At 74.2% G+C, this 14271-nt stretch carries 10 protein-coding genes and 1 tRNA gene; 7 read left to right on the forward strand and 4 right to left on the reverse strand.

Going from position 1 to position 14271, the window contains the following annotated elements; all coding sequences use genetic code 11:
- Window positions 1–107: 107 nt before the first annotated feature.
- A tRNA-Ser gene (locus tag JK359_RS15310) sits at window positions 108–192 on the forward strand.
- 63 nt (window positions 193–255) lie between these two features.
- On the opposite strand, the gene JK359_RS15315 is transcribed toward JK359_RS15310, so the two are convergent.
- From JK359_RS15315 to JK359_RS15325, 3 genes are all read right to left on the reverse strand, one after another.
- On the reverse strand, window positions 256–789 hold the full coding sequence (locus tag JK359_RS15315; protein WP_201835869.1) for a hypothetical protein: 534 nt from the start codon (window positions 787–789) through the stop codon (window positions 256–258).
- A 103-nt stretch (window positions 790–892) separates the two neighbouring features.
- Complete coding sequence (locus JK359_RS15320; protein ID WP_201835870.1) at window positions 893–1375, reverse strand: DUF4231 domain-containing protein; 483 nt, start codon at window positions 1373–1375, stop codon at window positions 893–895.
- A gap of 118 nt (window positions 1376–1493) precedes the next feature.
- Window positions 1494–2369 carry a bifunctional DNA primase/polymerase gene (locus tag JK359_RS15325; RefSeq protein ID WP_201835872.1) on the reverse strand — a complete coding sequence of 292 codons (876 nt, stop codon included), beginning with the start codon at window positions 2367–2369 and terminating at the stop codon, window positions 1494–1496.
- Between the two features lie 368 nt (window positions 2370–2737).
- Here JK359_RS15325 and JK359_RS15330 point away from each other — a divergent pair, with 368 nt between their 5' ends.
- The 6 genes from JK359_RS15330 (at window position 2738) to JK359_RS15355 (ending at window position 8578) form a co-directional block, all read left to right on the forward strand.
- Window positions 2738–3055, forward strand: coding sequence for a hypothetical protein (locus JK359_RS15330; RefSeq protein ID WP_201835874.1), 318 nt, complete (start codon window positions 2738–2740; stop codon window positions 3053–3055).
- A gap of 311 nt (window positions 3056–3366) precedes the next feature.
- The gene (locus JK359_RS15335; RefSeq protein WP_201836054.1) at window positions 3367–4344 is read left to right on the forward strand and encodes a bifunctional MaoC family dehydratase N-terminal/OB-fold nucleic acid binding domain-containing protein; all 978 of its coding nucleotides are present in this window, start codon (window positions 3367–3369) and stop codon (window positions 4342–4344) included.
- A gap of 12 nt (window positions 4345–4356) precedes the next feature.
- The gene (locus JK359_RS15340) at window positions 4357–4749 is read left to right on the forward strand and encodes a MaoC/PaaZ C-terminal domain-containing protein (protein ID WP_201836053.1); all 393 of its coding nucleotides are present in this window, start codon (window positions 4357–4359) and stop codon (window positions 4747–4749) included.
- Window positions 4750–4792: 43 nt separating this feature from the next.
- The gene (locus JK359_RS15345) at window positions 4793–5959 is read left to right on the forward strand and encodes a lipid-transfer protein (RefSeq protein ID WP_201835876.1); all 1167 of its coding nucleotides are present in this window, start codon (window positions 4793–4795) and stop codon (window positions 5957–5959) included.
- 147 nt (window positions 5960–6106) lie between these two features.
- Window positions 6107–6664, forward strand: a complete 558-nt coding sequence (locus JK359_RS15350; protein WP_201835878.1) for a SigE family RNA polymerase sigma factor — start codon at window positions 6107–6109, stop codon at window positions 6662–6664.
- A gap of 258 nt (window positions 6665–6922) precedes the next feature.
- On the forward strand, window positions 6923–8578 hold the full coding sequence (locus tag JK359_RS15355; RefSeq protein ID WP_201835880.1) for a long-chain fatty acid--CoA ligase: 1656 nt from the start codon (window positions 6923–6925) through the stop codon (window positions 8576–8578).
- Between the two features lie 59 nt (window positions 8579–8637).
- Here JK359_RS15355 and JK359_RS15360 read toward each other — a convergent pair whose 3' ends face one another.
- Window positions 8638–14112 carry a PAS domain-containing protein gene (locus tag JK359_RS15360; RefSeq protein WP_201835885.1) on the reverse strand — a complete coding sequence of 1825 codons (5475 nt, stop codon included), beginning with the start codon at window positions 14110–14112 and terminating at the stop codon, window positions 8638–8640.
- Window positions 14113–14271 lie beyond the last annotated feature (159 nt).

Genomic DNA, 14271 nt, shown 5'->3' on the forward strand with positions numbered 1-14271 from the left:
CCCCACGGCCGGACGGCCCACGGCCGGCCCGAGTGGACCATGCCTGCACGGCGCAGGGCCGATCCCGGTACGCTGTACCCGCTCCGCTCCTGGTGGGCGGCAGCGAAGGTGGGTTGCCCGAGCGGCCTAAGGGAACGGTCTTGAAAACCGTCGTGGCGCGAGTCACCGTGGGTTCAAATCCCACACCCACCGCAGTGGTTGACGGCCCCTGACCAGGCATTCCGGTCGGGGGCCGCTGCCGTCCCGGAACCGGGGTCAGAGGTATTCGAAGAACCTGGTCCACCACGTGGCCCGGCCCTGGTGCGGGGGGTAGCCGGCCACGACGGCGCCGGGCACGTCGTCGGCGAGCCAGGTCACGCCGTCGTAGAGGCGGTGGAGCAGCCGTAGCGGGACCAGCACGTAGCCCAGGTCGGAGAGCGCGTCTTCCACCCTCCGGCGATCTCTTCCGGACAGCGCACCCTCCGCCACCGCCTGGTCCAGGTCCTCGTGGCTGTCCGGCCGCGGTGTGGTCACCGCGGCGAGGTCGCCGTAGTTGCTGAGCCGCACCGCGATGTGCACGTCGGCCTCTGTCGCCTGCCGCGGGATGCTCACGCGGAAGTAGCAACTGGCGTCCTGCACCGCGTCCAGGGAGCACGGCTGCCCGAAGTCCCTGCCCAGCCGCTCCTGGAGCCGGACCGCCCGTGCCCCGGCAGCCGCGTGGTCGAACCCGTCGGGGAACTCCAGATGCTCCGGCCCGGGAAGACGGTCCAGGGCGCGAAGCAGGTCGAGTACGCACTGCTCATCGTGCATGCCGACCAGGCTACGGCCACGTCCCGACGAGGGCGCCGCGGGCGTGCCGGAGGCGGAGCACCTCGCCTGCGTGCGGCGGCTGCGGTGCCGTGGCGGCTTCGCTCTACGGGCTGGTCGGCGGCGGCGGTTCCCGCCGGTGCTCCAGCCACGTGCGACTCAGGTCGTCCCAGATCGCTTGGTATCTGTCGAAAACCTCCCTCAGGTGGTCGTGGGTGAGGTCGCCGACGGCCGTCGACGCCACCAGGTACTCGAGGTCGTCGGCCAGACGCTGGAACCGGTACTGCGCCTCCTCCATCAGGATCCACCGGGAGCGCCAGTCGAAGAACGGTTCGACGGCCCCGAGCAGCGTCCCCACGGCGACCAGCGCGAAGGCCAGGCCCGCCCACGCGTTGAGGTCTTGCAGGCCCAGGATGACCGTGGACGATGCGGACAGCGCCAGCGTCAGCATCTTGACCAGCGAAGCGCTGCCCCGGAACCTCTGCTTCTTGCCGCGGGCGTAGTCGTTGCCCTGCCGGATCTTGTCCAGCAGGAGTGCGGCCGTCTCCCCTGGGCTGAGGCCTGCGCCCGGTGCGCTGTTCGGCTGCATTTCGCCCCCTGAAGGTCCGTCGCCACTGTGCGGCTCGACCTCGCAGACGCGGGTACGCGGCGGTGTGGTTCCGCGGTGTGTTCGCTCGTCGGCCTCCCTGGCCCGCGCCCGGTTCCGTCTACGGGTGGTGGCCCGTCATGCGGGCTGCCGAGGCGATCGTCGCGCGGGCCTCGCGTTCCGTCAGGCCGGTGTGGCGGGCCGCCTCGGTGAGGGGGTCCGCCAGGGTGGGGCCGAGGCCGTTCTCGTAGGCGCGGCAGGCCGCCCAGAACAGACGGGTGTTGCGCTGGCCCTCGTGCGCGGCGAGCACGAACTGGACCAGTCCGCGGCCGTGGTCCCCGGGGGCGGGCGGTGCCGGGAGGCCGCCGGGGCGCGGAGGGGGGAGCAGGAGGCGCAGCAGGGACACCGGACAGGGGGCGGGGGCGAGGTCGCCGGTGCCGGGGGCGGTGGCGTAGACGCCGTGGTCGGTGCGGGAGCCGGGGCCGACCAGGTAGCCGCCCGCGCCGCGGATGTCGATGCCGGGGGCCAGGCGCCCGGCCGAGTTCGGTACGACGACGTCCGGCGGGCCGGTCAGCCACAGGTGCCGGCCGCCGCTCGGGGTGAGGACGACGACCGTCTCCGGGATCGTGAACAGGTGGCGCAGGGCCAGCTCGCGCAGGGCGGCCGAGGAGTCCGTGCCGGACTTGGTGTCCAGGTCGACGCCGATCAGGTGGTACGGCGGCAGCCCGCAGGCGATGCCGTAGCCGGTGGCCCAGGGGGCGGCGGCGAACAGCTCCCGGATGCGCACCGGGTCGGTGGAGGCGTCGTACACCCCGTGTCCGAAGCGGCCGCACGCGCCGTGGCAGGGCGGTGCCGCCGGATCCGGGTCGTCGCGGTGGGGCGAGCGCAGGGCGGGGAGTTTGGTGCGGGACAGGGGGATGACGGCCAAGCCGCGTTCGGCGGCGGACAGGGCGTGTGCGAGGGCCAGCGTCGTGGCCTGCCGGTCGGTGGTGGCCATACCTCCATGTTCGTACGTACGTTCGAAAAAGGGAAGGGTGGGCCGGAGTGACGCGCCGGTGCCGGCCGGATTGGCCGGAAAAGTGGCGTAACGATTCACCCCTTGTGTCACCTAAGGAGCGAAAGTTCGCTCTGCTTCCGGTCGGGGCGAGAGGTGACTAAAGGTGGCGATAAGGGTTTATCGACTTGTCATCACGCTTGCGTGCGAATCGCGGCTTCCAGGGTGGTTCGCCGGGGATCGGGTGGGCAACTCTGATGGCGCGACGTCGTCCACGACAGTCCAGGCGGCCGGCCAACTGCCTTGACGCAAGCCCTACTTCACACGCTTACGGCCTTCGGGCCACCGAGTGCTTCGTTCTGGAGGAACACATGGCACGCATCCGTACCGCTCGCGTTCTCGCCGCCATCTCCGCTCTCCCGCTCGCAGCCGCCCTCTTCACCGGTGTCGCGTCGGCGGACAACGGCGCCATCGCGGACGACGGATCGAGCGCGAACGCGGGAGTGGCGGCCGTCCTCGGCAGCGGGGTCGGTCACGACAACAGCGGCAACTCGTCCACCACGAACCAGAACGCGGCCGGCGCCGGTGCCTCGAACCAGAGCAACACCGCGCAGGTCAACGGCTCCGCGTTCACGGCCGTCCAGCAGGGCAACGAGAACGTCGCCGTCCACTTCACCCGCCTCTGGTGAGCCTCGGGCGGGTGCCTTCCTGAGGAGGGTGCTCGTGGGGTGTGCTTCGGGGTCGTAACGCGTCTGCGCGGCGGTGCTTCGGCGCCGCCGCGCCGGCGTTTTCCGGCACGGTCCGCCGGCGTTTCCGGCCACGGTCCGCCGGCGTCCTCAGGGGCGGTCCGCCGGTGTCTCCGGGAGGGGTGCGCCGGCTCCTTCGGGGGCGGGCCGCCGGGCTCCCGGCCTTGACAGCGCCCCATATCTGACGGACAGTCAGAAACTGTTGCCGCAGTGACGACCAGGGGGTGGCGGTGAGCGAAGACCCGGGGCAGGCGGTGGGACCGGCGGGCGGGGAGCCGGACACACCGGGGGAGCCGGCAGCCGAGACGTACGACGAACTCGGAGCACACCTCAAGGAGTTCGAGGGCCGCCCGGCCGCCGTCGCCGGCGTGGGCAAGGATCCCGTCAACGCGCCGATGATCCGGCACTGGTGCGAGGTGCTCGGCGACACCAACCCGGCCTACTCCGGACCCGGCGCCGTCGCCCCGCCCACCATGCTCCAGGCCTGGACCATGGGCGGCCTCTCCGGACACCAAGGCCGCACGGGCGCGTACGACGGGCTCCTCGCCCTGCTGGACGAGGCCGGCTGCACCGCCGTGGTGGCCACCGACTGCGAACAGGAGTACCTGCGGCCCCTGCGCCCGGGCGACGAGATCACCTTCGACACGGTCGTCGAGACGGTCTCCGGCCGCAAGACGACGAAACTCGGCACCGGCTACTTCGTCACGACCCGCACGGACGTACGGGCGAACGGCGAGCCGGCGGGCGTCCACCGCTTCCGGATCCTCAAGTACGCCCCGGCGCGCCGGAAACCCCCGGCGCCCCGCCCCCGCCCGGTGGTCAACCGGGACAACGCCGGCTTCTGGCAGGGCGTGGCCGAGCACCGGCTCCTCGTCCAGCGCTGCACCGGCTGCGGCACCCTGCGCCACCCCTGGCTGCCGGGCTGCAACGCCTGCGGGAGCCCGGAATGGGACACGGTGGAGGCGAGCGGCGAGGGCACGGTCTTCTCGTACGTGGTCATGCACCACCCGCCCTTCCCGGCGTTCACCGACGCCGCCTCCGGCCCGGCGGGTCCGTACGCGGTCGGGCTGATCGAACTCGCCGAGGGCGTGAGGATGGTGAGCAACGTGGTGGGGACGCCGTACGACAAGGTGCGCGTCGGGCTGCCCGTACGGGTGGAGTTCCGGCGGTACGAGACCACGGGCGGCCCGCTGGACCTGCCCGTCTTCCGGGCCGTGCCGGGCGGGGAGTGAGCCGTGGCCGCACTGACCGTGGGCACCGAACTGGCCCCGCTCACGATCCCGGTGACCCGGACCCTCATCGTGGCCGGGGCGATCGCCTCCCGGGACTACCAGGACGTGCACCACGACGCCGAGCTGGCCCGGCAGAAGGGCGCACCGGACGTCTTCATGAACATCCTGACGACGAACGGCCTCGTCGGCCGGTACGTCACCGACCACTTCGGCCCCACGGCGGTGCTCCGCAAGGTCGCCATCCGGCTCGGGGCCCCCAACCACCCGGGGGACACGATGGTGCTGACCGGCCGGATCGAGGCGGTGGACGGCGACACCGCCACCGTGCACGTCGTCGGCGCCAACGGCCTCGGCCACCATGTCACGGGCGCGGTCACCGTCACGGTCCCGGAGGTCACCCCATGAGCCTCACGGGCACGGTCACCGTCACGGTCCCGGAGGTCACCCCATGAGCCTGCGCACCCGCGACACCCTCGGCGGACGCGCAGCGATCGGCGGGATCGGCGCCACCGAGTTCTCCAAGGACTCCGGCCGCAGCGAACTGCGCCTCGCGGTGGAGGCGGTGCGCTCCGCGCTCGACGACGCGGGCCTGGCCCCGGCGGACGTGGACGGTCTGGTGACGTTCACGATGGACACCAGCCCGGAGATCACCGTGGCCCAGGCCTGCGGGATGGGCGAGCTGTCCTTCTTCTCCCGGGTGCACTACGGCGGCGGGGCGGCCTGCGGCACCGTCCAGCAGGCCGCGCTCGCGGTGGCCACGGGGGTGGCGGAGGTGGTGGTCTGCTACCGGGCGTTCAACGAGCGGTCGGGCCGCCGGTTCGGTGCCGGCGTGCAGCACCGGGAGCCGTCGGCGGAAGGCGCCGCGCTGGGCTGGGTGCTGCCGTTCGGGCTGCTCACCCCGGCCTCCTGGGTGGCCATGGCCGCCCAGCGCTACCTGCACACCTACGGTCTGACGCCGGAGGCGTTCGGGCACGTGGCCGTCGTGGACCGGGAGTACGCGGCGACCAACCCGGCCGCCTGGTTCCACGGCCGCCCGATCACCCTCGCCGACCATGCCGCGTCCCGCTGGATCGCCGAGCCGCTGCGGCTGCTGGACTGCTGCCAGGAGACCGACGGCGGCCAGGCGCTCGTCGTCACCTCCGTGGAGCGCGCCCGGGACCTGCGGCATCCGCCCGCCGTCGTCGCGGCGGCGGCACAGGGCGCCGGCCGGGCGCAGGAGCAGATGACCGGCTTCTACCGGCACGAGCTGACCGGCCTGCCGGAGATGGGCGTGGTGGCCCGCCAGCTGTGGCGGACCACCGGTCTCGGCCCGGCCGACATCGACGTGGGGATCCTGTACGACCACTTCACCCCGTTCGTGCTGATGCAGCTGGAGGAGTTCGGCTTCTGCGGCCGTGGGGAGGCCGCGGAGTTCGTCGCCGGCCGGCGGCTGCCGCTGAACACCCACGGGGGACAGCTCGGGGAGGCGTACCTGCACGGGATGAACGGCATCGCGGAGGCGGTGCGGCAGGTGCGCGGCACGGCCGTGAACCAGGTTCCGGGAGCCGCCCGTACCCTGGTGACGGCCGGCACCGGGGTGCCGACATCGGGGCTGGTCCTGACGGCGGACGGCTGAGTTCTCGGGGTCCGACCCCCAGACGGGGCGTACCCCCGCTCCACCTTCAGGAGGTCGGGGCAGCCCCACCCCTACAACCTGAGGGGGACTCCGCTTCGGGACCTGCGGCCGATCCGCCCGTGCGGCGTCCGCTCCTAGCGTGGAGGCATGACCACACCCGTCTGCACCAGCGCCTCGGCCGCCGCCGCACCAGCGCGGCAGACCTGCACCTACCCGTCGTTCGCGTCGTACGTGCGGGCCCGCCAGCCGGTCCTGCTGCGCACCGCGCGCTCCCTGACCGCGAACCCGAGCGATGCCGAGGATCTGCTGCAGACCGCGCTCGCCAAGACCTATGTGGCGTGGGAGCGGATCGAGGACCAGCGGGCCCTCGACGGCTACGTGCGCCGGGCGTTGCTGAACACCCGTACCTCGCAGTGGCGCAAACGCAGAGTGGACGAGTTCGCCTGCGACGAGCTGCCCGAGCCGGAGCCGGTGCGCGGAGACGACGACCCGGCCGAACGGCAGGCGCTGCACGACGCCATGTGGCGCGCCGTGCTGAAGCTGCCGGCACGGCAGCGGGCGATGGTCGTCCTGCGCTACTACGAGGACCTCAGCGAGGCGCAGACCGCCGAGGTGCTCGGCGTGTCGGTGGGCACGGTGAAGTCGGCCGTGTCGCGCGCGCTCGGCAAACTCCGCGAGGACCCCGAGCTGGTGCTGGCCCGTTGACGGATTCCCTTCGGCCGCCGCCCCGCGCCGTGCCGGCCCGTCAGCGGTTTTCCGCGGGACGCCGGCCCCGTGCCGTGCCGGCCCGTCAGGGGGTCTTCCGCCGGACGCCGGCCCCGAGCCGGTGCCGGCCCGTTGGCCGTTTTCCGCGGGACGCCGGGTGATCGATCATCCTGGGCTAGTGACATACCGCGCGGTATGTGAGCAGAATCAGCGCAACCTCTACTCACCCGCGTAGGCGATGTCGCCCGGGAGGACGCCGTGCTGAGCACCATGCAGGACGTACCGCTGTTGATCTCGAGGATCCTGACCCACGGGTCGACGGTCCACGGTTCGTCACGGGTGACCACCTGGACCGGCGAGGCCGAGCCGCACCGCCGCACCTTCGCCGAGGTCGGAGCCCGCAGCGCCCAGCTGGCGCACGCCCTGCGCGACGGACTCGGGGTGAACACCGACGACCGCGTGGCCACCCTCATGTGGAACAACGCCGAGCACGTCGAGGCCTACTTCGCGATCCCCTCCATGGGCGCGGTGCTGCACACGCTCAACCTGCGGCTGCCCGCGGAGCAGTTGGCGTGGATCGTCCAGCATGCCGCCGACCGCGTGATCATCGTCAACGGCTCGCTCGTCCCGCTGCTCGCGCCCCTGCTGTCCCAGCTGCCGACGGTGGAGCACATCGTCGTCTCCGGCCCCGGCGACCGCGGCCCGCTGGCGGGCGCAGGCGCGCAGGTGCACGAGTACGAGGAGCTGATCGCCGGCCGGCCCACCGCCTACGACTGGCCCGAGCTGGACGAACGCCGGGCCGCCGCCATGTGCTACACCTCCGGCACGACCGGCGAGCCCAAGGGCGTGGTCTACAGCCACCGTTCGATCTACCTGCACTCCATGCAGGTGAACATGACCCAGTCGATGGGCCTGACCGACCAGGACACCTCGCTGGTCGTGGTGCCCCAGTTCCACGTCAACGCCTGGGGTCTGCCGCACGCCACCTTCATGACCGGCGTCAACCTGCTGATGCCCGACCGTTTCCTGCAGCCCGCCCCGCTCGCCGAGATGATCGAGAGCGAGCGGCCCAGCCACGCGGCGGCCGTCCCGACCATCTGGCAGGGCCTGCTCGGCGAACTCACCGCACGCCCCCGGAACGTCTCCTCGCTCACCCAGGTCACCATCGGCGGCGCCGCCTGCCCGCCCTCCCTGATGGCCGCCTTCGACAAGCTCGGCATGCGGGTGTGCCACGCCTGGGGCATGACGGAGACCTCCCCCCTCGGCACGGTGTCCCGCCCGCCGGCCCATGCCGTGGGCACCGACGAGGAATTCGCCTACCGCCTCACCCAGGGCCGCTTCCCCGCCTCCGTCGAGGGCCGCCTCACCGGCCCCGGTGGGGAACGCCTGCCCTGGGACGGCGAGTCGGCGGGCGAGCTGGAGGTGCGCGGGCCCTGGATCGCGGGCGCCTACTACAACGGCCCCGACGCCGAACCCCTCCGCCCGGCCGACAAGTTCAGCGAGGACGGCTGGCTGAAGACCGGTGACGTCGGCACCATCTCGCCCGACGGCTTCCTCACCCTCACCGACCGGGCCAAGGACGTCATCAAGTCCGGCGGCGAATGGATCTCCTCGGTCGAGCTGGAGAACGCGCTGATGTCCCACCCGGACGTCGCCGAGGCCGCCGTGGTCGCCGTCCCCGACGACAAGTGGGGCGAGCGCCCGCTGGCCACCGTCGTCCTCCGGCAGGGCGCCACCGCCGACTTCGAGACCCTGCGCACCTTCCTCGCCGAGGAGGGCCGCATCGCCAAGTGGCAGCTGCCCGAGCGCTGGACGGTGATCGAGTCGGTGCCGAAGACGAGCGTGGGCAAGTTCGATAAGAAAGTGCTGCGCAGGCAGTACGCGGACGGCCAGCTGGAGGTCACCCGACTCTGACGGCCGTAGGCCCGCGACACCGCCGGGCGGCGGCCGTACGTACGGCCGCCGCCCGGCGTCTAGTTGGTGCCGATGCGGGACAGCAGGTCCACGATGCGGCTCTGCACCTCGGTGCTGGTGGACCGCTCGGCGAGGAACAGCACGGTCTCGCCCGAGGCCAGCCGGGGCAGGTCGGCCTGGTCCACGGCGGCGGTGTAGACGACCAGCGGGGTGCGGTTGAGCTGCCCGTTCGCGCGCAGCCAGTCGACGATCCCGGCCCGTCGGCGGTGTACCTGCATCAGGTCCATCACGACGAGGTTCGGCCGGAACTGGCCGGCCAGTGTCACCGCGTCGTTGTCGTTCGCGGCCCGCGCCACCTGCATTCCGCGCCGCTCCAGTGTCGAGGTCAGCGCCAGCGCGATCTCCGCGTGCTCCTCGATGAGCAGCACCCGCGGCGGATGCTGCTCACTGTCCCGCGGAGCCAGCGCCTTCAGCAGGACGGCCGGATCGGCGCCGTACGCCGCCTCACGCGTCGCCTGCCCGAGCCCGGCCGTGACCAGCACCGGCACCTCGGCGGCCACGGCGGCCTGGCGCAGCGACTGCAGCGCCGTCCGTGTGATCGGTCCGGTCAGCGGGTCCACGAACAGGGCGGCGGGGAACGCCGCGATCTGCGCGTCGACCTCCTCGCGCGAGTGCACGATGACGGGCCGGTAGCCACGGTCGCTCAGCGCCTGCTGGGTGGTGATGTCCGGCGCGGGCCACACCAGCAGCCGGCGCGGGTTGTCCAGCGGTTCCGGCGGCAGCTCGTCGTCCAGCGGCTGCGGGCGCGGGGTGTCCGCGACCTCGACGGCCCCACCTGGACCGTCCAGCGGCTCAGGTCCCTCGACGGCATCGGGCTCCGGAGCACCTATGGCGTACGACCGCCCGGCCCCCTCGGTACCCGGCACCGGCCGCGACTGCCCGCCGAGCGAGGCCTGCGCCACCGGCTGCCCGCCGAGCGAGGCCTGCTGCCCGGGCTGTCCGCCGAGGGACGCCTGCTGCCCGGGCTGTCCGCCGAGGGACGTCTGCTGCCCGGGCTGTCCGCCGAGGGACGTCTGCTGCCCCGGCTGTCCGCCGAGTGAGGGCTTTGCCAAGGGCTGCTGTCCGCCGAGCGAAGGCTGTGCCAGGGGCTGCTGTCCGCCGAGCGAGGGCTGTGCCGGGGCCTGCTGTCCGTTGAGCGGGGGCCGTGCCAGGGACTGCTGTCCGCCGAGCGAAGGCTGCGCGGGCGCCGCTTGGGCCGCCGGATGCGCGCGGGCCGCCTGCTCCTGCTGCGGCTCCGGACGCGTGGCCGGGTCGGGCCGCGTGCCCAGCTTGCGCCGCCGGCCCGAGCCGCCCGGCGCGTGCGGCGGCGGGGTCGCCGTCGGCTGCTGTACCTGCGCGGCCTGCCGCGCGAACGGCACGCCCTGACCGAGGGTGCGGACGCTGATCGCCCGCCCCTGGGTGGAGTCCGGGTCGGCCGCCGCCGAGCCCGCGGCCTCCGCGGGCAACGGCTGTGCCGCCGGCTGTGGCCGCCCACCGGGCGACACGGCCCCGTGCGCCGGGGCGGTACCGCCACCGGCGGTGTCATCGGCCCCCGGCCACTGCTGGGGAACGCTGGGCGGCACCGGACCGGGCGGCACCGGACCGGCCTGCCCGGCCTCGTCGGGCAGCGGCAGGGCACCTGGCACCGCGACCGGGGTACCGGCCGGCGGGGTGCCCGGATGCCCGGCGGGGGCCTGGGCTTGTACGCCGGGGGCGGCTTGCACGCCGGGGGCCTGGGCTTGTACGCCGGGCGCGGACTGCGCGGTCACCGGCTGTCCTGGGGCGCCCTGGGCCGGTACGGCCGCGTACTGCTGCCCCTGGGCGGCGGTGCCGGGGGCGGTGGTGCCGTGGGCCGGCGTGGCCGTGTGCTGAGGCGTCGGTGTGGAGGCCGTGCCCTGGGCGGGTACGGCGGGCTGCGCCGGACCGCCGTGTACAGCGGCACCGTTCTGTACGGCGGCACCGTTCTGTACGGCGGCACCACCCTGTACGGCGGCACCACCCTGTACGGCGGCACCACCCTGTACGGCGGCACCACCCTGTACGGCGGCGCCGTTCTGGGCGGCGGGTGCCGTCGGCCCGGCCATGGGAACCGCGGCGGACGGCTGCCCCGTGGGCGGCACGGGTCCGCCCTGGACGGGGATGCCCTGCCCGGCCGTCCCCTGCGCCGGAACACCGGGGCCCGCCGGGGCCGCCCCGCCGGAGGGCGACGATACGGCCGCCTCATGCGGGACCTGACCGGGAACGCCCGGCACCGGAAGCGGCTGCGGGGCCGCCTGCGCGGACTGCGGAGTGCCCTGGGCGGAAGCCTGCGGGGGAGTCGTCTGACCCGGCACCGGCAGTCCGGGAACGGCCACGGGCGCCGCACCCGGAGGCAGCCCCTGGGCGGATCCGTCCGGCTGCGCCACGGCCCGGCGGCGCCGACCGGTCGGGGCGCTGGTGGGGTGCGGCTGCGGCGGGGTGTGGTCCTCGGCCTGGTCGAGCGGTACTGCGTCGTGCCGGCCGTCGTCGTCGCCCGGGACGCCCGGGGCGGACACCGGCAGCTGCGCGGGCACCTGCACCTGACCGGGCAGCGGCCCGGCACCGCCCGGCACGGCACCGCCCGGCACGGCGGCGGGCTGTGCCTGAGCCCCGGCGGTCGTACCCGGAGCGACCGGTGCACCGGCAGCCGGCGGGACGGGGAGCCCGGCGCCGGGAGGCACCGGCGATCCGGGGTTCGCGCCCGGCGGCATAGGAGCCCCGGGGCTCACACCAGGAGCAAGAGAAGCACCGGGAGTACCGGGCACACCGGCACCGGGGTGTACGGGGAGCCCGGCGCCCGCAGGCACGGCACCCCCGGGGTTCGTACCCGGAGCGACCGGCGGCACGGCCCCCTCTGGGTTCGTGCCCGCAGCGGCCGGCGTACCGGCACCGGGGTGTACGAGGTGCCCGGCGCCGGGAGGTACCGCGAACCCGGGGTCCGCGCCGGGCGGCACAGGCCCCCCGGCGTTGGTACCCGGAGCGACCGGTGCACCGGCGCCCGGGGGTACGGGAACCCCGGTGCCCGGGGCCGGAGCCGTGCGGTCGGCGCCCATGTCGGCAGGGACGCCCATGTCGGCAGGGACGCCCATGCCGGCCGGGGTGGGCGTGGGGTTGGGGGTTCTGTCTGCCTCGGCGGGCGGGAGGGCGAAGACCGTGCGCGCGCCGCTCGCCTCCTGTGCCGCGGCCCGCTCCGCCGCGGCGGCCAGCGCTCGCCGTCGGCGACCCGTCGGCTGCCCACCGTCCGCGGGAACCGCCTCGGCACCCGGCGCCGGATCGCCGCCGGCCGCGGGAAGGGCGGGCGGCAGAGCGGCCTGCGGGCCACCGGAGTCACGTCGGGCACGCCGGCCCGAAGGCGTGGGCACGCCCTGCGGCGGCACCGCGGCACCGAGCCCCGCGTGGGAGGCAGCCGCGCCCGCGGCATGCTCGGCCGCGGTCACCACGGCCCCCTCGGTGACCCCCTCGCCCTGGTCCTCACCGGCGTCCGGCCCGTCACCGGCGCCGGTCCCGGCGGGCCGGCCACGGCGTCGTCCGGTCCCGCCGGACGCGGTCTCCGGAGCCTCGGCCGGCACCGCCGCGTCCTCCTCCGCGGGTGCGCCGGCCCGGCGCCGGCGCCGACCGGTCGGCGCCGGCGCCTCCGCGTCACCGGCGTCGCCGGCTCCGGCGGCGTCACTCTCCAGGAAGGCGTCGGTGGAGGCCCGCCGGGCGCGGCGCCGGCCCCCGCCGGTCCCCAGCTCGGCCGCGCCGGAGTCCTCCGCGGCGGCCTCACCGGCCTCCGGCACCTGTGCGGCGGCAGCGGCGGCCGTGGCGACCGCCCCCGCTCCACCGCCCAGCGGCACCTCGAGCACGTACGCGCTGCCGCTCATGCCCGGCACCTCGTGCGTCTGCAGCACCCCGCCGTGGGCGCGCACGATGCCCCGCACGATCGGCTCGTGCACCGGGTCTCCCCCGGCGTACGGGCCGCGCACCTCGATCCGCGCGACCGCACCGCGCTGCGCGGCGGCGACCACGACGGTGTTGTCCAGGTAACCGCCCGCGGAGACGGGCGTGTTGCCGGTGGCGTCGACCCCGGCGACGTCCGCCACGAGATGCGCGAGCGCGGTGGCGAGCCGCTGCGGGTCGACCTCGGCCTCGATGGGCGGCGCGTGCACGGCGAACTGCACCCGTCCCGGCCCGATCAGCTCGACGGCCCCGTCCACACCGGCGGCGACGACGGCGTCCAGCATCACCTTCGTACGGGTGATGTCCTCGCTGCCCGCGTCCAGCCGCTGGTAGCCGAGGACGTTGTCGATGAGGGTGGTGATGCGCGAGTAGCCGGCGGACAGGTGGTGCAGGACCTGGTTGGCCTCGGGCCACAGCTGCCCGGCGTCGTCGGCGGCCAGGGCGGCCAGCTCGCGGCGCAGCTCGTCCAGCGGCCCGCGCAGCGACTGCGCGAGCAGCGTCAGCAGCTGCTCGTGCCGCCCGGCGAGGGCCTCGTACCGGTCCTTCTCCCGCTCGGCGAGCGCCGCGTACCGCTCCTCGCCGGACGCCAGCTCCTCCGCGTGCTTCTCGCGCAGCTCCTCGACCTCGGTGACGTGCTGCTGGCGCAGTGCGGTCAGGTCGGAGGAGTGTTCCTCGGAGAGCCGTTCCAGCTCCTCGGCGTGCGCCTTCTCCTGCGCGTCCTTCTCCTCGGCCAGGGCGTCGAACGGCCGCCGGTCGGTGAAGGTCATCACGGCGCCGACGAGCTGGTCCCCGTCCCGCACCGGCGCGGTGGTCAGATCGACCGAGACCTTCTCGTCGCCCTTGGACCACAGCACCTGCCCGCGCACCCGGTGCTTGCGCCCGGAGCGCAGGGTGTCGGCGAGCGGCGACTCCTCGTACGGGAACGGTGAACCGTCGGCACGCGAGTGCAGCACCAGGGTGTGCAGCTCCTTGCCGCCCAGCTCGCCGGCCCGGTAACCCAGTATCTGGGCGGCGGCCGGGTTGACGAGCACGATGCGCCCGTCGGTGTCGGTCCCGACCACGCCTTCCGCCGCGGCCCGCAGGATCATCTCGGTCTGCCGCTGCGACCGGGCCAGCTCCGCCTCGGTGTCGACGGTCCCGGACAGGTCCCGGACCACGATCATGAGCAGCTCGTCGCCGGTGTAGCCGTAACCGTCGTACGCCTGCTGCCCGTTCTCCAGATTCGCGCTGGTGACCTCGACCGGGAACTCACTGCCGTCGGTCCGCCGCGCCATCATCCGGGTCGGCTTCGTCCGCCCCCGGGGGTCCATGTGATCGGGTCGCCGCATGGACCCGGGGATCAGCCTGGAGTCGAAGTGGGGCAGCAGATCGAGCAGCCCGCGGCCCACGAGCGCCGTGCCGGGCGCCTCGAAGGCCTCCAACGCGATGGTGTTGGCGTTGACGACGGTGCCGTTGGCGTTGACCAGGACCAACGCGTCCGGCAGCGCGTCGAGTATGGCTGCGAGGCGAGCAGCGCCTCGGGATGGCCTGCTGCTCACGAGACGCCTTCCTCCCTGTTACCGCACCTTGCCGACCGCTCGGGCCATCTTGCCAACCGGCCCGCGACGTGTCACGCGAGGGAGTCTAAGCGCACACGTTGCGCTCGCGACGCCGGATGAGAGGGAGGTCCCACGAGGAAGTGACGCCGAACGCGTGAC

The organism is Streptomyces actinomycinicus, from assembly GCF_016741775.1.
Taxonomy (GTDB): domain Bacteria; phylum Actinomycetota; class Actinomycetes; order Streptomycetales; family Streptomycetaceae; genus Streptomyces; species Streptomyces actinomycinicus.